Genomic DNA, 22,136 nt, shown 5'->3' with positions numbered 1-22,136 from the left:
GCGCATTATAGGGAGTTTTGTGAAGCTGGCAACACTTTTTTTGAGTTTTTTTACTGACCGTTGAATTTTCCACCAAATTGCACTTAAAGCGCCAGTTTTCTGAGCGATTCAAAGCCAAAACTTGCTAAAACAGGTTTTAGTAATTCGCTATTCTCATCTTCTTTTAGGCAATAAGCGAAACTAATTTCATTTGAACCTTTTATTTTCGCTTGATTTACGACCAACCACGCAGTTCTCCGTGCAATTGCAGCGCCAGAATCGATAATTCGTGTGCCATCAGGTAAAACAGAAAGGATCTCATCTGCTAATAAAGGGAAATGAGTACAACCTAATACTACAGTATCTGGCGGCTCTTTCATTTTTAACCAAGGTGTAAGAATTTTGCGAAGCTCATCTAAAGAAACTTCCTCACCATGAAGTTTCCTTTCTGCTAACTCCACCAGCTCTGCCGAACCTAAAGAGTGAACTTTGCAATCAGTTGCAAACCGTTCAATCAATTCATGAGTATAAGGACGTTTAACTGTTGCTCTCGTCGCTAATAATCCAACCACACCATTACATGTTAATTTAGCGGCGGGCTTAATAGCAGGAACAACCCCCACAATAGGAATATCAGTAAACTTTGCACGTAAAGCTGGAAGGCTTACCGTGCTAGCGGTATTGCAGGCAATAACAATTGCCGCGAGAAAGTGTTTCTCAGCAACCGCGCTAATGATATGAACAACACGGTCAATAATGAATTCCTGTGATTTCTCACCATAAGGGAAAGCTTCATTATCGAAAACATAGATATAATGAGCATCCGGTAATTTCTCACGGATCTCACGATAAACAGATAAACCGCCAACCCCTGAATCAAAAACTAATACAGTAGGGTTAGCGGTAAGTTGTGCATCAGAAGTTGTAGCTTCCTGTGAGGAAGTATTCACGTCCTGGCGTGCGATAGCCATAAGCTGTCTCATAATCTTTATCAAACAGGTTGGCTATTCTACCACGAATTGAGAGATGTGATGTAATAGGATATGACGCAGTTAAGTCCCAAATACTCACTCCACCTAAAGAAACATTCTCATAAGTGCCGTAATCTTTATCCGTGCGCTGACCGATATATTGGTAAGTCACTCCCATATCGAGTTTCTCAACTTGCCAATCAAGTTGATATTTCAGCTGTTGGCGAGCACGACGATCAAGACGTTGATGCGTTTCTTTATTTCTTGCATCTATATATTGAAGGTTAAAAGTGTGATGAAAAATCCACGTATCCATCTCACCCGTAAATTCCACACCTTTAATTAAAGCTTTGCCCACATTGTAATTACGATATGGATAACTCGATTCGCCTTGGATCAACGAATCAACATTATTACGATATGCAGTTAATCGCCACTCTAAAGGCCCTGTTAATCCTTCAAAGCCCCCTTCCCACTGTTTACTCTTTTCGGGTTGTAAGTTTGGATTACTTCCCCATTCACTATAAAGTTGCATCAGTGTTGGTGCTTTAAAAGCCGTACCATAACCACCAATCACACGATAGCCATCGATAAATTCCCAACCTAAGTTAGTTTGCCAAGTGGTATGCCAACCATATTCAGAGTGCTTATCTGAACGCACTGAAGCTTCAGCGATAATCTCGCCTAACTTTTGCTGTCCTGTTAGATATAAGCCGGTATTGTCGAAGTGTTCTTTATTTGGAAATCCACTAGAGCCTGCTTTAATAGATTGGCGTTGCCAATCAACACCTCCACCTACACTGCCATTTTCTAATAAAAGGTGATTACCCCACTGCACATTATATTGTTCGGAGTTAGTAAAACGACTTCCTTTACCATAGCGACCATAACGAGGCTCATAGTCATAATCTTTGGTGTAGTTATAGCTGGTATTTAAAGAAGAAGAGTAGTTATCACGATTAAACTTCACACCACCGTCATAGGTACGGCTAAATAGTGCTCTTGTATCCGTTAAGATATCGTTACCACTGTCATAATAAGCATCATAAGCAGTGCGATTATCAAAACCATAAGCACGTGCATATAAAGAAACGTCATCGTTAATATCGTGATTAACCCCTAACCACAACGATTTGTTCATAAATCCATCGCGATCAGGTTGTGGATGCCCACCGGTATTCCCATTTGCTTCTACATCATAGCCTTTGGTATAGAGATAACTGCCCGCTACCGTTAATGTCGTTCTATCTCCAACTTTCTGTTTTACAGAGCCATCATATTCTTGATAGCCATGAGAACCCATTGTGGCATTAAGCGTTCCTCCTTCCGTTCTTCTTTCTGTGAGGATATTAATCACACCACCAATTGCATCTGAACCATAAACAGAAGAACGAGGCCCTCTTATATATTCAATACGTTGAACAAGAGAAAGGGGAATTTGGCTAATATCAGAACTACCAGACACATTAGCCTGATTTAAACGCACACCATCCACCAAGATCAGCACATGTCGAGATTCAGCTCCACGTACATAAATAGAGCTCATTTGCCCTATTCCACCATTTTGCCCGACATCAATACCCGGCATTCTGCGTAATACATCAATCACACTATTACTCTGCCAACGATCGATCTGTTCACGTTCAACAACCGTAATAGGCGCTAAAATAGAAGAGTTCGGCTCTTGAAAGCGGTTTGCTGTCACACTTAATGTATCGCTGTTATTAGCAAACGCACCAAAACTGCTCACCATTACACTCAAAGCTATACTTGAAATAAAGAAAACTTTTTTATTATTCATGAAAATCTGCATCCAACAGAATAAGTAGCAGGATGCCGCCAAAATTAAATAAAGCGCGTATTTAATTTAAGATGCGACAGGTCTTCGGCAGGTCTTCGGACTCTAGGTTAAATAAACAATTTTGTGTATTTAAGATAATGACTTCCCACCGCACTTATATGAGTGCTTTGCAGTGTCTTTTATTATCCTTGATCCTATTACCGCTGCGCGTCAGTTCTGGCTTTGCACCAGATTCCCTTTTCACTCCTATTAAGGAGACCGAACAACTATGCTACGATTTCAACTCCATTGAGTCCAGAAATTGAACATGAAGAATACTGGACATCTTCATGAGGATCTCTACAATTTCGCTCGCTTAACTTTATTACTGCCAAAAAAAAGGCGAGATACCATGCAGAATTCATTACCAACGCAAACATATCAGTCTCAACTGAATGAAAAAACACAACGCCTACAAACGATGATGGCCCCTTTTAATGCGCCTGAAGCAGAGGTTTTTTCATCTCCAGAACAGCATTATCGTATGCGTGCGGAATTCCGTATCTGGCATGAAGAAGATTCTCTCTATCATATTATGTTTGACCAAGAGACTAAGCAGCGTATTCGTGTTGACCAATTTCCCGTAGCCAGCCAACTTATTAATAAAATGATGGTTGCTTTGTTGGCAGAAATAAAAGACAAGCCAACACTTAGAAAGAAACTATTTCAGATTGATTATCTTTCTACGTTGAGTAATAAAATTATTGTCTCTTTGCTGTATCACAAAAAAATTGATGAAACTTGGCAACAAGAAGCACAAGCATTACGCCAGACCTTAATTGCCCAAGGCTTTGATGTACAGTTAATTGGTCGTGCATATAAAACAAAAATTATGCTCGATAACGATTTTATTGATGAAGTGTTACCTGTCGCGGGTAAAGAGATGATTTATCGCCAAGTTGAAAATAGCTTCACGCAACCTAATGCTCAGGTCAATATTAAAATGTTGGAATGGGCATTAAAGGCAACAGAAAACGCGAAAGGTGATCTGCTTGAATTGTATTGCGGTAATGGCAACTTTTCATTAGCACTTGCGCGTAATTTTGAGCGTGTGCTGGCAACAGAAATTGCAAAGCCATCTGTTCATGCTGCGCAATACAACATAGCAATGAACCACATTGATAATGTAAAAATTATTCGCATGTCTGCAGAAGACTTTACGCAAGCAATGAATGGGGTAAGAGAATTTAAACGTCTAGAAGGGATTGATTTAAGAGATTATCAATGTGAAACCATTTTTGTCGATCCACCTCGCAGTGGTTTAGATGAGAAAACTGTAGAGCTGGTTAAAACTTACCCTAGCATTTTATACATTTCTTGCAACCCTGAAACATTGTGTCAAAATTTAGAAACGCTAATTAAAACACATAAAATCAGTAAATTAGCTTTATTTGATCAATTTCCATACACTCATCATATGGAATGTGGTGTGTTATTAGAAAAAAGATAACTGCTTATTTCTCTTCTTAGAGTAAAAAATCCCTCAATAACACAAATAAAAACAAAAACACCAGCAAGATAACTTGCTGGTGTCAAAATTTCGCTGTGTTTACAACAAAGAGGTAAGTACAGACTAGTACTGTTCTGCTTGTGATGCTCTTTCAGCTTCTTCAGCCTGTAGACGTAAGCGTTGGCGCTGTTTAAATTGACGATAAATCCACAACGCAACGATAACAATACAAACAGAAGAGAAAAAGTTTGAACCCCATTCAGGGTTAACGGTTCTGGTGTAAGCGTTATAACCGAATAAGCCTAATAAAAAGAATGAAAAAATCAGCTTAGGCATACCATCGGTCATTGGTTGATTTAAATAACGCTGATATAAACAGTAAACTGCCAAAATTAAACTGATTAGTGGGAAAACTGACCACGTCTCAATAAATGAATTAAAAAAACTCGAATAAGTACCATGTAAAGCGACACCAATGACTGTGGCAAGTAATAGCGTGCTTTTTTCACAGCGATTTTGTTCCATCATTTGTCTCCTTTCTGATGCGTTTTTTTCTTTATTTCTGGGTTATCTTGTAGAGGTGTTTGCGTCTCTTGCTCACGTCGATACCAATAATAAGCACCTTTAGCAATCATACGCAGTTGTAAAACTAATCTTTCTTCTAATTGTTGACGCTTTTCAATATCAATATCCAGTGCTTCTGCGCCTGCACTAAATACAATAGTGACCATTGCTTCAGATTGCATTTCTGTAAAATAACGTGGCATATGACTTTCTTGCTCAAGGTAGTCTGCCAGTTCTGCAATAAAATGTTGGATCTCTCGTGCGACAGCGGCACGAAATTCTGCCGAAGTCCCAGAACGCTCACGTAATAATAATCGAAACGCATTAGGATTATTGCCAATGAATTCCATAAAAGTAGCTACTGATGTTCTGATAACACTGCCACCTTTCGCAATACGCTGACGTGCTTGCCGCATTAGTTGGCGTAACATCAGTCCACTTTCATCAACCATTGTTAGCCCAAGCTCATCCACATCTTTAAAATGACGATAAAATGAGGTAGGCGCAATACCAGCTTCTCTAGCTACTTCTCGTAAGCTTAAGCTAGTAAAACTACGCTCAGCACTCAGTTGGCTAAAAGCAGCTTCAATTAAAGAGCGACGGGTTTTTTCTTTTTGTTTAGCTCTGATGCCAATATTATTACTCACAGAAATCCTGATAATCCTAATTTGGTTTATGCTCAATATATCAAACTTTGTTAAAAAAGCAGTGCGTACAATCATCTCTAAACACACATTCTCATAAAAACTCAACAAAGTGTGACTAATGCCCTTAATGTCAATTGGGCTATTATTCATTCTAATGTTAATATAGCGTTGTCGGTTTGTATAAAACAGGTCTCTTCCTATGCAACATTCTCATTTCGATGCCATTGTTATCGGTTCAGGTCCTGGCGGTGAAGGCGCGGCCATGGGGCTTGTTAAACAAGGAAAACGCGTCGCAGTTATAGAACGTTATAACAAAGTTGGTGGTGGCTGTACTCATTGGGGCACAATTCCCTCTAAAGCCCTACGCCATGCAGTAAGTCGCATTATCGAGTTTAATCAAAACCCACTTTATAGCGACCAATCTCGTCTTATTAACTCCTCTTTTTCTCAAATACTTCGTCAAGCCAGCACCGTGATTAGTCAACAGACTAAAATGCGTCAAGGTTTCTACGAGCGCAACAATTGTACAATGTATTCGGGTGAAGCGGCATTTATTGACGAGCACAGGATCAGTGTACGTTACCCTGATGGTACTTGCGATATTCTCTCTGCTGAGAGCTTTATTATTGCAACGGGCTCTCGTCCTTATTGCCCACCGGATGTCGATTTTTCTCATTCTCGTATTTATAACAGTGACACTATACTTGATTTAGAGCATGAGCCTCACCATGTCATCATTTATGGCGCGGGTGTTATTGGTTGTGAGTATGCCTCTATCTTTAGAGGGTTAAGAGTAAAAGTAGACTTAATCAATACTCGTGATCACCTATTGTCTTTCCTTGATCAAGAGATGTCTGATGCACTTTCTTATCACTTCTGGAATAACGGTATCGTTATTCGTCATAATGAAGAATACGAAAGTATTGAAGGTGTCGATGATGGTGTTATTGTTCACCTAAAATCAGGCAAAAAAGTCAAAGCGGATTGCCTACTCTACGCAAACGGCCGAACAGGAAATACAGACACTCTAGGCTTAGAAAATGTGGGCATTAAAACAGATAGTCGTGGACTCGTTTCTGTTAACGCCCATTATCAAACCAGTTGTGAACACATTTATGCCGTAGGTGATGTGATTGGTTATCCAAGTTTAGCGTCAGCAGCTTATGATCAAGGCCGTATTGCAGCTTTAGCGATTACAACGGGAAAATCAGAAACACACTTGATTGAAGATATTCCAACCGGGATCTACACCATTCCTGAAATTAGTTCTGTTGGTAAAACAGAGCAACAACTCACCGCAATGAAGATCCCTTATGAAGTGGGTCGTTCTCAGTTTAAACATCTGGCAAGAGCACAAATAGCGGGTATGAATGTAGGGAGTTTGAAAATTCTCTTTCATCGTGAAACCAAGCAAATTTTAGGTATTCACTGCTTCGGTGAACGTGCCGCAGAAATTATTCATATTGGCCAAGCGATTATGGAACAAAAAGGTGAAGGCAATACTATCGAGTATTTCGTTAATACGACCTTCAACTATCCAACAATGGCTGAAGCCTATCGTGTTGCAGCACTTAATGGTTTAAACCGTTTATTTTAATGTACTTTGTTTTTCTGCATAAAAGGCGGTCATATGTTCACGGATTGTCTCTGCCAATTGTTCATAACGATTACGCAAAGGCGATCCGGGACGATAAACCAAAATAATAGAACGTGATGGATTTGGATCCGTACATTCTAAGTAACAAACTCCATCACGTTTTTGCTCTTGAGGTACTGATAAATCTGGTAATAGGGTTATTCCACTACCAGCAGCGACCATATTACGTAATGTCTCTAAGCTCGTAGCCCTAAAATGAGTGTCTTCTTTTGCGCCCGCTTGAAAGCAGAATCCTAACGCTTGATCCCGTAAACAATGCCCGTCTTCTAGCATCAATAAACGCTGACCCGCTAAGTCGCCCATTGGTACAGACTCGCGCTCATGCCATGGATGCTCTTCATAAATTGCCAATTTCATGGGTTCTTCAAATAGAGGCACTTCAATAAATGGTGCACTCTCTTTTACCATGGCCAAAATTGCACAATCGAGTTTTCCGCTATCTAATTGAGCCAATAAGCTATGAGTTTGCGCTTCATGTAGGTACATCTCTAACTTAGGGTAGTTCTTATGTAATTCAGGAATAATATGAGGCAATAAATAAGGCCCGACAGTAGGGATAAGCCCAATATGTAAAGGCCCTGCCATACTTTCGCCTTGCAATGAAGCCATTTCTTGTAGCACTTTTACTTCACGTAGAACGGTTTTCGCTTGATCCACCAGCAACAAACCTTGTTGCGTAAACAGAACCTTACGGCTAGTTCGTTCAAGCAACATCACACCCAGTTCATCTTCAAGCTTACGAATTTGACCACTTAATGTTGGTTGACTCACATGGCAAGAATCTGCCGCACGGCGAAAATGTTTATGCTCAGCTAGAGCCACCAGATATTCCAAATCACGGATATTCATTGCAGATCCCACATTTATTGCTGATAGTTAATGTCTATAGATAATATAGCAACTGATAAAATTTTCTATCAGTCGAATGTTATTCTGTCTCTCTTTTTTGATATTTTCTTAATAAACAAATCTAATTACTTCATATTCTAAAGAATTCAAGATGAGTACAGATATTATCGGCAATTCAAAATAAAAAAACAGGGCAATGAATACCCTGTTCTTATGGAATAACAGTAAGTTGTCTTAAATAAACTCTTTTTTTATTTATCCATATTTAGTGCTTCTTTTGCTTTTTCTATCGCATAAGCGACCTGTTTTTGAGAAACGCCTCCTTTTGCAAGACGTTTATCTAAACAAGATTGAAGCGATAAAATCTCGTACACATCAATCATAATTTTATCGTTAAACATCTGTAATTCAGAAAGAGGAAGCTCTTCAATCGCTTTACCTTGCTCAATGGCACAGACAACTACTTCACCCACAATATGGTGCGCTTCACGAAATGGTACGCCTTTAGCAACAAGATAATCTGCCAGTTCAGTAGCGTTAGCATAACCTTGTTTAGCTGCTTCTTCACAACGAGGACGACGGATTTGAATACCATCAAGAACTAATGTTGCCATATGCAAACAATCAGACCATGTATCAATGGCATCAAATAATCCTTCTTTATCTTCTTGCATATCTTTATTGTAAGCCAAAGGTAGACCTTTTAAGGTCATCATCATACCCGTTAATGCACCTTGAACACGTCCACATTTTCCGCGGATAAGCTCAAGCGCATCTGGGTTTTTCTTTTGAGGCATTAATGATGAGCCAGAAGTCACTTTATCTGATAATTCAATAAAGCCGGCTTCTCCGCTATTAAAGAAAATTAAATCTTCAGCAAAACGAGATAAATGCACCATCCCAATAGATGCGGAAGATAATAGCTCTAATACGTGATCACGATCGGATACGCTATCTAGGCTATTATTAGTTGCGCTCGCAAAACCTAACCATCCCGCTAATTGTTCACGATCGATATCATAAGCTGTACCTGCTAATGCACCACATCCCAGCGGACTGATATCCAAACGTTTCAAAGCATCGGCTAAACGGCTTTCATCTCTGGCTAACATTTCATTGTAGGCTAAACACCAGTGTGCGAATGTTATTGGTTGAGCGCGTTGTAAATGGGTATAACCAGGCATCACTGCATTTTGATTTTGTTCTGCGGTAATAACTAAAGCTTTTTGTAGCTCAACAATCGCTTGGCGAAGATGGATCACCTCTTCTTTACACCATAATTTTAAGTCTGTTGCGACCTGATCATTACGGCTACGACCTGTATGTAATTTTTTACCTAAATCACCGACTTTAGCTATAAGTTTACTTTCAACCCAACTATGAATATCTTCTGCATCACTTTGCAAAATAGATTGTGGGTTTGCTGTTACTTCTTCTGATAATTCATTTAACGCTTGCTCAAGTTGAGCTTGTTCATCTTGCGATAAGACACCCACTGTAACTAACGCTTTAGACCAAGCTACTGAGCCAAAGATATCCTGTTGTGCCAGTCGAAAATCAAACCGCAGTGAATCATTGAATTGTTTAAACCGTTGATCAGCTTCCTGACTAAAACGTCCACCCCAGAGTGCCATAATCGTTTCCTGTATTTATTCTGTGTAATAAAAAAGAGTGAGAGTGATGCTTATTAGTACCACTCTATTGCTTCACATTATTTCTTGCTCAGCGCACGAATACGTGATGGCAGAGAATATAAACGGATAAAACCTTCAGCATGACTGTGATCGTAAACTTCATCTTCACCAAAGGTTGCAAACTCTTCAGAGTACAGGCTATTTTCTGATTTTTTCTGAATGGCATTCACATGGCCTTTATAAAGCTCTAAAACCACTTCGCCATTCACATCTTTTGCCAACGATTCAGCAGCTGCTTGTAGTGAAGCACGAATTGGCGTAAACCAACGACCGTCATAAGCCACATACGACATCTCTAAACCAAGTTGTTGACGCCATTTAAACGCATCTCTATCAAGAACAAGTTGCTCAACACCACGTAGAGCAGCCATCATGATAGTACCCCCAGGAGTTTCATAGCAGCCACGAGATTTCATTCCTACTAAACGGTTTTCAACAATATCAATACGTCCTATTCCGTGCTTAACACCTAATGTATTTAATGTATCTAAACACTCAAAAGGTGATTGTGTTTTGCCGTTTACAGCAACAACTTCACCCGCTTTAACTGTAACAGTGACTAATTCTGGTGTCTCTGGTGCTTTCTTAGGATCGACAGTCCATGCCCAACAATCGTCATTTGACGCATTCCATGGACTTTCTAATACACCACCTTCCGTTGAGATATGCCATGCGTTTTCATCACGACTATAAATTTTCTCAAGTGTAGCAGTAGTGGGAATATGACGGACTTTCAGATAATCCAGCAGTGCTTCACGAGAACGTAAATCCCACTCTCTCCAAGGCGCGACGACTTTAAGTTGTGGAGCAAGTGCCGCATAGGTGCTTTCAAAACGAACCTGATCGTTACCTTTACCCGTTGCACCATGAGCAACAGCATCAGCACCTAATTTTAATGCCAATTCAACCTGTGCTTTAGCAATAACAGGACGTGCCATTGAAGTACCTAATAAGTAACTACCTTCATATAAAGCACCTGTTTTTAATACAGGATAAACGTAGTCTTTGATGAATTCTTCACGTAAATCAACGATATAACACTCAGATGCTCCTGACGCTAATGCTTTTTGTTCTACACCAACTAAATCATCACGGCTTTGCCCTACATCTGCAACAAAAGCGACAACTTCACAGTTATCATAATGCTCTTTTAACCAAGGAATGATCGCCGAAGTATCTAATCCGCCTGAGTACGCTAATACGATTTTCTTAATACCTTTAGTCATAGTGATAACCTTCAATTCCTAATTTGTTTAAATTCTGCCAACTATCAAATAGCGATAAGATTTATAGAGTCATTTTTAAGCTAAAATACGGGTTCCTACTGCTACACCATTAAACAGTGCAGTTAGTTTTTCAGCATGGCGCCAACTTGCAATTTCAACAGGTCGGCCGAGTGTTTTGGCGGCTTCTAACGCTGCATTTACTTTCACAATCATGCCGTCAGTGATAATGCCTTGGTCAATTAATGCCTGTGCTTTTTCGGCTGACATCTCTGCTATCTTCTGACCTTTACCATCTAAAATGCCACTGACGTCTGAAAGCAACACTAAATCAGCATTCAATGTTTCTGCGATAGCGGTTGCAGCTTGGTCTGCATTGACATTCATCAACTCACCTTTCTCAGTCATACCAATAGAGCTGATAATTGGTAGATAGCCCGCACCCAGTAATAAATTAAGTAAATCAGGAGAGCCGGGAGTTGCATTTCCTACATGGCCTAACTCTTCATTGATTTGAGTGACTTTCGCTAATTGCCCATCCCCCAAAGAAAGCCCTACACCATTAAGCCCAAACTGAGTTGCCCACGATAACAAGGTCTTATTAGCACTTCCGGCCAGAGCCCCTGTAATGATGTCTATCTGATCAGCAGGTGTAACACGCAAGCCTTGCTTTTTCACGACAGGTAATTGCAATTTACCCATCAATTCATCCACCAAACAGCCACCACCATGTACGATGACCAAAGGGCGAGAGTGTGTTGAACGATATTGTTGTAATGCTGTGAAAAAACGTGTTAGCGCTTCTTCGTTATCAAGGAGTACACCACCCAGTTTGATAATTAATGGTTCCATGAAACTTCCCTACTCATTATTTAAATAAGTGATTCGGTTTCATCGAAACCAAACCGAATATTCATACATTGCACCGCCTGCGCCGCAGCCCCTTTTAACAAGTTATCTTCGACGCCCACCACAATCAGATGTTCACCTTGTTGAGCAAACCCGATATCACAAAACGCGGTTCCGACCACAGCTTTTAATGCAGGTAACCCTTTGTCATATATACGCACTAATGGCTTGTCTTGATAAGCTTCGTCAAAGGCCTGTCTAACTTCGTCTTGTGTCACGCCTGCTTTTAACTTACAGGTGATAGTAGCTAAGATCCCTCTGGCAAAATTTCCTAAGTGGGGAGTAAAAATCACATCAATGCCCAGGTGTGTTGCAATTTCAGGTTGATGGCGATGGGTAAACACACCGTAAGGTTGCAAACTCACCTCACAAAAACTGCTGGTTAAAGAGGCTTTTCTACCCGCACCACTTACACCGCTGGTAGCATTAATGACTGGCCATTGCGCGGTATCTAACAATCCCGCTTCCACTAAGGGTTTTAATGACAACTGAGATACCGTTGGATAACAGCCTGGCACAGCAATTAATTGCGCCTGACTGATAATGTCAGCATTCCATTCAGCTAATCCATAAACAGCCTGTGATAACCAATCTGTATTCTTATGTTCGAATCCATAGTATTGTTGATAAAAATGCTTGTTTTGTACTCGATAAGCACCCGATAAGTCGAACACCACACAACCTTGCTCTAAAAAAATCGGGGCAATGTCATGGCTGACTTCATGGGCTGTTGCTAAAAAAACGATATCAATATTTTCTGCCGCTTTAACAACATCAACCATTGGCTCTAAAGGGAGATCCACTAAGCCACGATATTGAGGATGAAGTTCAGAAAAGCACTTTCCTGCATCTGCACTTTGAGCTGATACCATCAGTCTGCTCAAATTCACATGAGGATGCTGCTGAAGATAGGCGGCTAATTCAGCGCCAGTGTAACCACTTGCTCCTACAATCAGAGTATTTAACATGTCATTCTTACCTTGTACTATGAACACAAACCGATTAATGTATTTTTATTCAAAAAAAGTGCATGAATATTGATACTATTATGAAGAAAGGCTGTCAACAGTGAATATTAAATTACCTACATTTATTGAGATTTATCGTCAATTAATTGCAACACCCTCTATCAGCGCTACAGACGCTAAAAACGATCAAAGTAATGAAGCGCTGATTGATTTGCTTGCTAATTGGTTGGAAACATTAGGTTTTTCAATTGAAATTCAACCTGTACCTGAAACTCGAGGAAAATTTAACCTTTTAGCAACATTAGGAACAGGAAAAGGCGGGTTATTACTCTGTGGTCATACTGACACAGTGCCATTTGATGAAGGTCGTTGGACACAAGATCCTTTTACACTGACAGAAAAAGAAAATAAGTTATACGGCTTAGGCACTGCAGATATGAAAGGCTTTTTTGCTTTTATTCTTGATGCATTGCGAGATGTAGATACTAATACGTTAACTCACCCTCTTTATATTCTCGCTACCGCAGATGAAGAAACCTCTATGGCAGGTGCACGTTATTTTGCCGCCAATACAACAATCCGCCCTGATTTTGCCATTATTGGCGAACCGACATCCCTAAAACCTATTCGTGCTCATAAAGGGCATTTATCAAATGCGATACGTATTACAGGGCAATCAGGACACTCTAGCGATCCAGAAAAAGGCGTGAATGCGATTGAGTTAATGCATGAATCCATTACTCATCTTAGTACACTGCGCGATACGCTAAAAACGCGCTATAACAATCCTGCATTTGTTATCCCTTATCCCACCATGAACTTTGGTTATATTAATGGCGGTGATGCAGCAAATAGGATTTGTGCTTGTTGCGAACTTCATATGGATATTCGCCCATTACCCGGGCTTACATTACAAGATTTAGATGATTTACTGCACGAAACATTAGCGCCCGTAAAAGCACGTTGGCCGGGTCGCTTAAATGTTGAAGCATTACACGATCCTATTCCCGGTTATGAGTGCCCAACCGATCATAAAATGGTTGCAGTCATTGAAAAGTTATTAGGTGAGAAAGCACAAACGGTAAACTACTGTACTGAAGCGCCATTTATTCAAGATCTCTGCCCTACCTTAGTATTAGGCCCAGGTTCGATTGAACAAGCCCACCAACCTGATGAATTTATTGATATGGCATTTATTGAGCCAACTCGTGAATTAATGGGGCAATTAATTGAAAACTTCTGTTTAACAGAAAAAACTCAATAATAAAAAACCCTATCGGCTTATGTTGATAGGGTCTTTATCTTCAATTAATACTCTAAATAATTCGAGTTGCAGGTAGGCGATTAACGTAACCAATTCGTTTTAGCGAGTTGAACAATTTCATCACCTCGGCCATTAATAATCGCTTTCATCATATACAAGCTAAAACCTTTTGCCTGTTCAAACTTAATTTCAGGAGGCATAGAAAGCTCTTGTTTTGCAGTTACCACATCCACAATCACAGGGCCATCATGTTCAAAAGCCTCTTTCAGAGCCTTATCCAGATCTTCCCCTTTTTCAACACGGATACCTTTGATACCAGATGCATTAGCAATGGCAGCAAAATCAGGGTTATGCAAATCTGTGCCATCTGTTAAATAACCACCGGCTTTCATCTCCATAGCCACAAAACCTAATACACTGTTATTAAAAATAATCACTTTCACTGGCAAATTCATTTGTGCTAACGAAATAAAATCGCCCATTAACATAGTGAATCCACCATCACCACACATTGCAATAACTTGGCGTTTTCTATCTAATGCTTGTGCACCAATAGATTGAGCCATCGCATTTGCCATAGAGCCATGATTAAACGAGCCCAGCAAACGACGTTTTCCATTCATTCCTACATAACGAGCTGCCCACACTGTTGGTGTTCCGACATCGCAGGTAAAAATAGCATCGTCATTTGCCAACTCACTCAATCTACGTGCTAAATATTGTGGATGAATAAGTTCTCGCTCACTTGGTTGTGCAAGCGCATCCAGATCTTGTCGTGCTTTCGCGTAATGTTTCAATGAAGCATCAAGGTGAGAGGTATCTGTTTTCTCTTTTAAACGAGGCTGTATAGCATTTAGCGTTGCTTTAATATCACCAATCATTGCCATATCGACATGACAATGTGAACCAAGACTGCTTGGATTAATATCGATTTGAATAATATTAGCTTTTGATGGATAAAACGCACGATAAGGAAATTGTGTTCCTAATAGCACCAGCGTATCCGCATTTTCCATCGCATGATAACCTGATGAAAAACCAATTAACCCAGTCATTCCTACACTGTACGGATTTTTCCACTCAATGTACTCTTTGCCTCGCAATGCATGTACAACAGGCGCTTTTAAAGTTTGAGCCAATTTAATCACTTCATCGTGTGCCTGAGCACACCCAGCACCGCACATTAGGGTAATATTTTTTGCGTTATTCAGTGCATCAGATAATTTTTCGATTTCAAAACGATTGGGCATAATCAATGGGAACTGTAGCGGATACCAATTTTCATGCGCATCTTCTGGGGCAGGTTTTAGTGCAACATCACCCGGTAAAACCACAACAGCCACCCCTTTTTTCAAAATTGCAGTTCGCATAGCAATAGCGAGAATTTGCGGGATCTGCTCTGGGTTTGAGACTAATTCACAATAATGACTGCATTCACGAAAAAGCTCTTGAGGATGAGTCTCTTGAAAGTAATTACTACCAATTTCAGCAGAAGGAATATGTGCAGCAATAGCTAACACTGGAACATGATTACGATGGCAATCAAAAAGTCCATTGATAAGATGTAAATTTCCCGGTCCACAAGAGCCAGCGCAAACCGCCAATTCTCCATTGACTGCGGCTTCTGCACCTGCAGCAAATGCGGCCACTTCTTCATGGCGAGTTCCCATCCACTCAATTGTTCCCATCTTTCGCAAGCTATCACTTAATCCATTGAGTGAATCACCTGTCACGCCCCAAATACGTTTTACACCTGCATTATGGAGTACTTTAGCAATATAAGTTGCAACTGTTTGCTTACTCATGGTGATGTCTTTCCTCAGTTTTGGGTAAATTGTGTCTCTGTGAGCTAAGCCTATTTCCTTGTGTTCTTCGATTACTTTCCCTTACCTGCTTACAGAGAAATTTATTTTACTAACTCAAATATAAAGAATAACACCAATCACTATAATGTCACTGTCGTGATAAAGTAAGCATCGGTAAAAATGTAAAAAATAAAATATCACTTCCAAATACATTCATTAAATTTATAATAACCGCATTAAATAAGAATATATCTCATTAATAACGTATTATTATTTACTAAATAATGGACAAAATTTATTTATAGGATTATTTTAATAATTAAAATAATTTTTAATTATTATTTTTCACTACACATCTTTATTAACAATTAAGCTAACTCATTTCAGCCTTAATCACTGTCTTTATTAAAAAATTTAACTTTCTTCTATTTGTTAATAATTTTATCACCATTGTATTATTTCATGCCCCATGAAAAAGAGGTATGAAATAAACATGACATTGGTCACGCTACCTTTTGCTTTTTGTCCTCTAAAATAAAGCCTGATTATTTTTCGACGGAGATTAACGGATGGACAAAAGTAGAAGTCCGATAAAGGTTTTCTTTATTAGTATTCTGGCAGTCCTTTTCTTAATTTTTATTTCACAATACGTGATTGGTAAAAAAGAAATTAAGATTGGCATTGCAGTAATACCTATTCTACCAATGCTCTTTGCTGTCATTATTGGTATGTGTATATCTTCTGGATTTACTCGTAAAAAAATTAAAGTATGGGGTAAATTATTTACAGAAAAAGAAGAAGGCTTCTGCGGTAAAATGGTAGGTTTTAGCCTACTTATTTTAGGTACACAATATGCAGGGATGATTGTTCCTAATATTAAAATGATTTTAAGTGTCGGTATTCCTTTATTTGTTCAGGAACTCGGAAACTTATTACCTGTATTAATTGCAGTTCCATTAGCCATTAAATTTGGATTTGGTCGTCGTGCAATTGGTGCTTGTTCATCTATTAGCCGTGAACCTTCTATTGCTGTTATTCAAGGTAAGTTTGGTACAGGCTCACAAGAATATATTGGTGTATTAGCCATTTATTTATGTGGTTCTGTTATCGGTACTTTATGGTTTAGTGTATTAGGTAGTATTGCTCCATTAACAGGATTGCACCCACTTGCGCTTGCTGCAGGCTCTGGCGTGGGTTCTGGTTCAATGTTAAGTGCTGCATCAGGTGCGTTAATTAATGGTCTTGATGAAGCTTTAGCACAGCAAGTATTAAGTGTTGCCGCTGCATCTAACTTATTATCATCAGCACTTGGCGCACTGTCATTAACCTATTTAGGTTTACCTCTTTCAGAAAAAATTTATAAAATTTTCACCAGAGGCAAAACTGCATGAAAAATATAATTATTGATATGAAATTTGTATTCGTTGCTATTTTACTGGCAATGTTTACTCAGACGTTAACATCAGGGATCGCTCTTTATGCAATGTGGGATAGCTTTATTGCTATGTCATTAGTGGTATTTATTTCACTCGTTGCAAAACATTATTTACCTTCATCTTTACCAACATTTGCTTATGCAACAATTATTGGGATACTTATTTGTTTACCCGAAACACCAGTAAGAGATTTCTTTATTAGTTCTATTGGTAAAGTCTCTTTCTTATCTTGTTGTGTACCTTTATTAGCATTTGCTGGTTTATCTGTTGGTGGTCAATTAGAAGAACTTAAGAAAATGTCATGGAAAGTTATTCTTATTTTCATGATTGTTTCAACATGTTGTTTCTTTGGAGCATCAATCGTCGCGCAAATTGGATTTACTATCCAGGGAGTTATCTAATGAATAATATTTATAATGTCAGTGAAAAACTCTTTCAATTAAATGACTTTAGTAAAAAAACACGACAAGACTTGCACAAAATACCTGAGTTATCAGGTGAAGAATATAAGACATCAAAGTATTGCCGTGAATTAATGGAAAGTTTTGGTTATCAAATTAGAACTTTTGATGGATATACCGGTTTTACTGCTGACTTAATTGTTAATGCTGAATTCCCATTAATTGCGATCCGTGCTGATATGGACGGATTAGAAATGCCAGACTTAACCAATAATGAACACAGTTCCATTCACCAAGGCTGTGCACATAACTGTGGTCACGATACCCATATGACTATGGCATTAACCAGTGCAAAATATCTTGCCGAAAATAAAGAAGAGATGAGCGCGAACGTCCGCTTTATTTTCCAAATGGCTGAAGAAGATATGCGTGTTCCTGGTGCTGAAAAAATGGTTGAAATGGGTTGCATGGAAGGCGTTGATGAAACCTATGCACTTCATAATGATGCGGCTATTGAAACGGGTTGTGTACGCTTTAATGATGGCGTGATGTCATCTTATGGCTCAGCATGGACATTAGATGTTTATGGGGTTTCTGCACATGGTTCAACACCACACAAAGGTTTAGATGCCATTCGCGAAGCGACTCGCTTAATTGATTATATGGATTATGTTGTTGCGAAAAAAACAGATCCATTTAGCCCAGCAGTCTTTGGTTGTGGCATGATCAATGGGGGAACTATCCCTAACGCATTGGCTGACCACGTTCAAGCTCGCGGTACTATCCGTTCTATGGATGAAAATACCGACCAAATACTGAAAGCGAGTTTTGATGAAATTGTGGCTCGTAGTACAGCGGGTGGATTTAAAACCACATTAAGCTATAGCGGATACCCTGCTGTTGTAAATCATCCAACTGCACATCAGCGTTTACTAGATGCGATGCGTAAATTTTTACCAGAAGAGAATATTGAATCGAACGGTAAGCCTATGACAGGCAGTGAAGACTTTAGCTATATGGTTAATGCCACTAAAGGTAAAGTCGGTGCAATGTTCTTCTTAGGAAGTGGTAACCAAGCGAAAGGGATTAATAATTACCTTCACGCAAATCCTTATTTTGTCGATGATGATTGTTTATTAGTCGGTGCTCAGATTTTTGTTAATATTCTGACCCGCTAATCTTTTATTATTCTGCCCAAAGCCCGTTATTGCCCCCGCACAACGGGCTTTTTTTATTTTGATATCTATTCTGCAACGCTATTATTGATATTTACAGAGCGTAAATCAGGTAATTCTTGATAGACCTCTTTACTGTGCCATTGGCTTTCCCACTGTTCTGGCATCTGAATAATATTTTTATCAATATGAGGAGCATAAAGAGAAATAAACTCATGCATATAATCTTTCATATGCGTATGTTTACTGACACAAATATGGGTATAACTCGGTTGTACAAGATGATCGATATTTATACATTTTAATGCACCACTATCTTCCGTTTCATCATAAGAAGCCGTTGCAATAACACCAATACCTAAATGGCGCTTAACGTAATATTTAATAATTTCTGTATCCGTCGCTGTTAATGCTACTTTAGGCTTAAGATTATTTTTATAAAATACCTTGTCTAACTTCGATCCTCGCGTAAAACCAAAAACATAGGTAATTAATGGATACTCTGCCATTTGTTCTATAGTGACTTGTTCATCGTCTTGTAATTCGGCGAGAGGATGGTCGTAAGGAACGAGTAAACTTCGCGTCCAACGATAACAAGGCAGGGTAATTAAATCTTCATACAAGTGCATAGACTCTGTTGCGATAGCGAAATCCACATCACCATTTTTGACCATTTCCGCTAACTGAGCAGGAGCTCCTTGATGAAAATGTAAGGAAATATTAGGGTAATAGCGCCGAAAATGGTCAATAACATTGGGTAATGAATAGCGAATTTGGGTATGTGTTGTTGCAATATGCAAATCAACTTTTTTATTACGATCCTCTTCAGCCACAATGCTTTTAATTCGATCAACTTGCCCAAGAATATCACAGGCAATTTTATGCACTTCTTTACCCATTGGGCTTAGTGCTAATAAATTATTATTTTTACGGACAAACAGAGACACACTGAGCTCATCTTCTAATATTTTGAGTTGTTTACTAATTGTGGGTTGAGAGGTGTAGAGTTTTTCAGCCGCATTAGTAATGTTGAAATTATTTTTTACGACTTCAACAAAGCTTTTCAGTTGATTAATGTTCATAGAGGTACCTGGGTTAATCTGCACAAATGCGCGGTTAATTATTAATTTTATAAATTTTTATTCTAAATATGAGTAATAGATAAGCTATCTTTAATATCTCTACTGTGATATCTCGTCATACTCTCTTGATTTAATCTTATAATAAGAATAGCGAGATCTATTCCATTATCCACACCTTCACCTTAACTATTCGAAAGAGTAATAAAGCAAAATAAGGTGTTATTATTTTCTACTTATCTATCAACCTTTGTATTATGCACAAGACTCATGCGAATGCGTTAGCCTGAATCAAAAAAAACAATAACCTAGCCTAAAACCATGTTATTAAAATAGAATTTTAATTTTACTTTCACCCTTTTATTGCAAAAACTTTCCTTTTACTTAAACTAAATTTACAATCACTAACACCATAAATTTTACAGAAAAGCAGAATTACGTTATGATATTGATCACATTTTAATACTTAGAGGCTATGTTTTGTTATATCAAAACAATAAAGAAAACTTCCTATTATCTTATTCAAACTCATCTATACTTAATAAATATTCTCTTATCTATTAGCTTAATATCACTATTTAATTTTGGTAGAAGTAAGCTGTTTTTTAGTGAATTTTTATCACTCACTCTTCTCGCTAACAAATAGTCACTTCATTTCTTTTAATTAATTGAATAACAAGAAATTACGAATACCTTAATAAAGGTCACTTAATATGAAAATGAAGAAAAAAAGAAACAAACCACTACAAATCAATGATATAACCATTATTGATGATAGTAAGCTCAAAAAAGCCATTACTGCGGCCGCATTAGGTAATGCCATGGAATGGTTCGACTTTGGTGTTTACGGCTTCCTTGCTTACGTTTTAGGTCAAGTCTTCTTCCCTGGTGCATCACCTGGCGTACAGATGATTGCGGCTCTTGCCACCTTCTCTGTACCTTTCTTGATAAGACCATTAGGGGGTGTTGTATTTGGAATGCTAGGGGATAAATTTGGTCGTCAGAAAGTTTTATCTGTCACCATCATTATTATGGCACTCAGTACGTTTGCCATTGGCCTTATCCCTGCATATGAAACCATCGGTATTTGGGCGCCAGTCTTATTATTACTTGCCAAATTAGCACAAGGTTTCTCTATTGGTGGAGAATATTCAGGAGCAGCAATTTTCGTTGCTGAATACTCACCAGATCGTAAACGTGGATTTATGGGAAGCTGGTTAGATTTCGGTTCAATCGCAGGCTTTGTCATGGGTGCGGGGGTTGTTGTACTTATCTCAACTATTTTGGGTGAAGCTGCATTTCATGAATGGGGATGGCGTATTCCATTCTTCTTGGCATTACCGTTAGGTCTTATTGGCTTATATTTACGTCATGCTTTAGAAGAAACACCTGCATTCCAACAACATGTTGATGCAATGAATAGCGACGACCGAAAATCTATTCAAGATCCACCTCGTGTTTCATTACGTGAAATCGCATCGAAATATTGGAAAAGTTTAACCGTATGTGTAGGTTTAGTGATTGCCACTAATGTCACCTACTATATGTTATTAACTTATATGCCGAGTTATTTATCTCATAACCTAAACTATTCGGCAGATCACGGTGTGCTGATCATCATCGCGATTATGATAGGTATGTTGTTCGTACAACCTGTAATTGGGTTACTGAGTGACAAAATTGGCCGAAAACCCTTTGTTATTGGCGGTAGTATTGGGTTATTTGTCCTTGCTTACCCCGCGTTTATGATGATTAACAGTGATGAAATCGGGTTAATTTTCTTAGGATTATTAATTCTTGCCGTTTTACTTAACTGTTTTACTGGAGTCATGGCATCCATTTTACCAGCCATATTCCCGACCCATATTCGTTATAGTGCATTAGCAATCGCATTTAATATCTCAGTATTAATTGCGGGTGCAACACCAACAGCGGCTGCATGGTTAGTTGAAGCAACAGGTGATTTGTATATGCCTGCTTATTATCTGATGATTGTTGCCGTTGTCGGTTTTATCACTGGGATTAAGATGATTGAAACTGCCAATAAACCGTTGCGTGGAGCAACACCAGCAGCATCTGATAAATCAGAAGCTAAAGAAATTTTGTCAGAGCACTATGATAGTATTGAACACCGTGTTGAAGATATCGAAGCGGAAATTGAAGCATTGCAGAAAAAACGCCAATCCCTTATCGATCAACATCCTAAATTAGATTAAGAGAGGTTA

Annotated in this window: 18 protein-coding genes and 1 riboswitch; of the genes, 7 read left to right on the top strand and 11 right to left on the bottom strand. The window is 38.8% G+C overall.

Going from position 1 to position 22,136, the window contains the following annotated elements:
- Positions 1-83: 83 nt before the first annotated feature.
- Both murI and btuB read right to left on the bottom strand, forming a co-directional pair.
- Positions 84-950, bottom strand: coding sequence for a glutamate racemase (gene murI / locus JEP40_RS04665; protein WP_198622663.1), 867 nt, complete (start codon positions 948-950; stop codon positions 84-86).
- Entirely contained in the window at positions 895-2,751 is a 1,857-nt protein-coding gene (gene btuB / locus JEP40_RS04660; RefSeq protein ID WP_198622662.1) for a TonB-dependent vitamin B12 receptor BtuB, read from the bottom strand. The genes murI and btuB overlap by 56 nt, the downstream gene beginning before the upstream one ends.
- A gap of 68 nt (positions 2,752-2,819) precedes the next feature.
- A riboswitch (cobalamin riboswitch) is annotated at positions 2,820-3,029 on the bottom strand.
- Positions 3,030-3,142: 113 nt separating this feature from the next.
- On the opposite strand from btuB, the gene trmA reads away from it, so the two are divergent.
- Positions 3,143-4,240 (top strand): tRNA (uridine(54)-C5)-methyltransferase TrmA, encoded by a 1,098-nt coding sequence (gene trmA / locus JEP40_RS04655; protein ID WP_198622661.1) that lies wholly within the window; start codon positions 3,143-3,145, stop codon positions 4,238-4,240.
- A 123-nt stretch (positions 4,241-4,363) separates the two neighbouring features.
- On the opposite strand, the gene JEP40_RS04650 is transcribed toward trmA, so the two are convergent.
- The gene (locus JEP40_RS04650; RefSeq protein WP_036933245.1) at positions 4,364-4,765 is read right to left on the bottom strand and encodes a YijD family membrane protein; all 402 of its coding nucleotides are present in this window, start codon (positions 4,763-4,765) and stop codon (positions 4,364-4,366) included.
- Positions 4,765-5,451, bottom strand: coding sequence for an HTH-type transcriptional repressor FabR (gene fabR, locus JEP40_RS04645; RefSeq protein WP_072070605.1), 687 nt, complete (start codon positions 5,449-5,451; stop codon positions 4,765-4,767). Before fabR ends, JEP40_RS04650 begins: the two co-directional genes overlap by 1 nt.
- Before the next feature lie 199 nt (positions 5,452-5,650).
- On the opposite strand from fabR, the gene sthA reads away from it, so the two are divergent.
- A complete protein-coding gene (sthA, locus tag JEP40_RS04640; RefSeq protein WP_198622660.1) occupies positions 5,651-7,048 on the top strand; it encodes a Si-specific NAD(P)(+) transhydrogenase in 1,398 nt (465 codons plus the stop codon).
- On the opposite strand, the gene oxyR is transcribed toward sthA, so the two are convergent.
- The 5 genes from oxyR to argC form a co-directional block, all read right to left on the bottom strand.
- Complete coding sequence (gene oxyR / locus JEP40_RS04635) at positions 7,040-7,957, bottom strand: DNA-binding transcriptional regulator OxyR (protein WP_198622659.1); 918 nt, start codon at positions 7,955-7,957, stop codon at positions 7,040-7,042. The genes sthA and oxyR overlap by 9 nt on opposite strands.
- Before the next feature lie 251 nt (positions 7,958-8,208).
- Positions 8,209-9,591, bottom strand: a complete 1,383-nt coding sequence (argH, locus tag JEP40_RS04630) for an argininosuccinate lyase (RefSeq protein ID WP_198622658.1) — start codon at positions 9,589-9,591, stop codon at positions 8,209-8,211.
- Positions 9,592-9,668: 77 nt separating this feature from the next.
- Entirely contained in the window at positions 9,669-10,877 is a 1,209-nt protein-coding gene (locus tag JEP40_RS04625) for an argininosuccinate synthase (protein WP_198622657.1), read from the bottom strand.
- Between the two features lie 75 nt (positions 10,878-10,952).
- The gene (argB, locus tag JEP40_RS04620) at positions 10,953-11,726 is read right to left on the bottom strand and encodes an acetylglutamate kinase (protein ID WP_198622656.1); all 774 of its coding nucleotides are present in this window, start codon (positions 11,724-11,726) and stop codon (positions 10,953-10,955) included.
- A gap of 20 nt (positions 11,727-11,746) precedes the next feature.
- Positions 11,747-12,751, bottom strand: coding sequence for an N-acetyl-gamma-glutamyl-phosphate reductase (gene argC / locus JEP40_RS04615; RefSeq protein ID WP_198622655.1), 1,005 nt, complete (start codon positions 12,749-12,751; stop codon positions 11,747-11,749).
- Between the two features lie 100 nt (positions 12,752-12,851).
- Between argC and argE the strand changes: the two genes are divergently transcribed.
- A complete protein-coding gene (argE, locus tag JEP40_RS04610) occupies positions 12,852-14,015 on the top strand; it encodes an acetylornithine deacetylase (protein WP_198622654.1) in 1,164 nt (387 codons plus the stop codon).
- A gap of 80 nt (positions 14,016-14,095) precedes the next feature.
- Here argE and poxB read toward each other — a convergent pair whose 3' ends face one another.
- Positions 14,096-15,820, bottom strand: a complete 1,725-nt coding sequence (poxB, locus tag JEP40_RS04605; RefSeq protein WP_198622653.1) for a ubiquinone-dependent pyruvate dehydrogenase — start codon at positions 15,818-15,820, stop codon at positions 14,096-14,098.
- A gap of 569 nt (positions 15,821-16,389) precedes the next feature.
- On the opposite strand from poxB, the gene JEP40_RS04600 reads away from it, so the two are divergent.
- Genes JEP40_RS04600 through JEP40_RS04590 form a run of 3 tightly spaced genes read left to right on the top strand, consistent with a single transcriptional unit; the run spans position 16,390 to position 18,835 of the window.
- Positions 16,390-17,211: a DUF3100 domain-containing protein gene (locus tag JEP40_RS04600; protein WP_198622652.1), complete on the top strand. Its 822-nt coding sequence runs from the start codon at positions 16,390-16,392 to the stop codon at positions 17,209-17,211.
- A complete protein-coding gene (locus tag JEP40_RS04595; RefSeq protein WP_006534124.1) occupies positions 17,208-17,657 on the top strand; it encodes a hypothetical protein in 450 nt (149 codons plus the stop codon). Before JEP40_RS04600 ends, JEP40_RS04595 begins: the two co-directional genes overlap by 4 nt.
- A complete protein-coding gene (locus JEP40_RS04590; RefSeq protein WP_198622651.1) occupies positions 17,657-18,835 on the top strand; it encodes a M20 metallopeptidase family protein in 1,179 nt (392 codons plus the stop codon). The genes JEP40_RS04595 and JEP40_RS04590 overlap by 1 nt, the downstream gene beginning before the upstream one ends.
- A 65-nt stretch (positions 18,836-18,900) precedes the next feature.
- Here JEP40_RS04590 and JEP40_RS04585 read toward each other — a convergent pair whose 3' ends face one another.
- The gene (locus JEP40_RS04585; protein ID WP_072070616.1) at positions 18,901-19,914 is read right to left on the bottom strand and encodes a LysR substrate-binding domain-containing protein; all 1,014 of its coding nucleotides are present in this window, start codon (positions 19,912-19,914) and stop codon (positions 18,901-18,903) included.
- A 710-nt stretch (positions 19,915-20,624) separates the two neighbouring features.
- On the opposite strand from JEP40_RS04585, the gene proP reads away from it, so the two are divergent.
- Positions 20,625-22,127 (top strand): glycine betaine/L-proline transporter ProP, encoded by a 1,503-nt coding sequence (gene proP / locus JEP40_RS04580; protein ID WP_198622650.1) that lies wholly within the window; start codon positions 20,625-20,627, stop codon positions 22,125-22,127.
- Positions 22,128-22,136 lie beyond the last annotated feature (9 nt).

Origin of the sequence: Proteus vulgaris (genome assembly GCF_016239305.1) — a bacterium.
Lineage (GTDB): Bacteria > Pseudomonadota > Gammaproteobacteria > Enterobacterales > Enterobacteriaceae > Proteus > Proteus vulgaris_C.
Note: the sequence above shows the minus strand (reverse complement) of the source record. Positions and strands in the feature narration are given on the sequence as shown.

Excerpts from the sequence above, each read along its gene's own strand:
- murI (WP_198622663.1), bottom strand. The coding sequence starts at position 950 with ATGGCTATCGCACGCCAGGACGTGAATACTTCCTCACAGGAAGCTACA.
- btuB (WP_198622662.1), bottom strand. The coding sequence starts at position 2,751 with ATGAATAATAAAAAAGTTTTCTTTATTTCAAGTATAGCTTTGAGTGTA.
- trmA (WP_198622661.1), top strand. The coding sequence starts at position 3,143 with ATGCAGAATTCATTACCAACGCAAACATATCAGTCTCAACTGAATGAA.
- JEP40_RS04650 (WP_036933245.1), bottom strand. The coding sequence starts at position 4,765 with ATGGAACAAAATCGCTGTGAAAAAAGCACGCTATTACTTGCCACAGTC.
- sthA (WP_198622660.1), top strand. The coding sequence starts at position 5,651 with ATGCAACATTCTCATTTCGATGCCATTGTTATCGGTTCAGGTCCTGGC.
- oxyR (WP_198622659.1), bottom strand. The coding sequence starts at position 7,957 with ATGAATATCCGTGATTTGGAATATCTGGTGGCTCTAGCTGAGCATAAA.
- argH (WP_198622658.1), bottom strand. The coding sequence starts at position 9,591 with ATGGCACTCTGGGGTGGACGTTTTAGTCAGGAAGCTGATCAACGGTTT.
- JEP40_RS04625 (WP_198622657.1), bottom strand. The coding sequence starts at position 10,877 with ATGACTAAAGGTATTAAGAAAATCGTATTAGCGTACTCAGGCGGATTA.
- argB (WP_198622656.1), bottom strand. The coding sequence starts at position 11,726 with ATGGAACCATTAATTATCAAACTGGGTGGTGTACTCCTTGATAACGAA.
- argC (WP_198622655.1), bottom strand. The coding sequence starts at position 12,751 with ATGTTAAATACTCTGATTGTAGGAGCAAGTGGTTACACTGGCGCTGAA.
- poxB (WP_198622653.1), bottom strand. The coding sequence starts at position 15,820 with ATGAGTAAGCAAACAGTTGCAACTTATATTGCTAAAGTACTCCATAAT.
- JEP40_RS04600 (WP_198622652.1), top strand. The coding sequence starts at position 16,390 with ATGGACAAAAGTAGAAGTCCGATAAAGGTTTTCTTTATTAGTATTCTG.
- JEP40_RS04595 (WP_006534124.1), top strand. The coding sequence starts at position 17,208 with ATGAAAAATATAATTATTGATATGAAATTTGTATTCGTTGCTATTTTA.
- JEP40_RS04590 (WP_198622651.1), top strand. The coding sequence starts at position 17,657 with ATGAATAATATTTATAATGTCAGTGAAAAACTCTTTCAATTAAATGAC.
- JEP40_RS04585 (WP_072070616.1), bottom strand. The coding sequence starts at position 19,914 with ATGAACATTAATCAACTGAAAAGCTTTGTTGAAGTCGTAAAAAATAAT.
- proP (WP_198622650.1), top strand. The coding sequence starts at position 20,625 with ATGAAAATGAAGAAAAAAAGAAACAAACCACTACAAATCAATGATATA.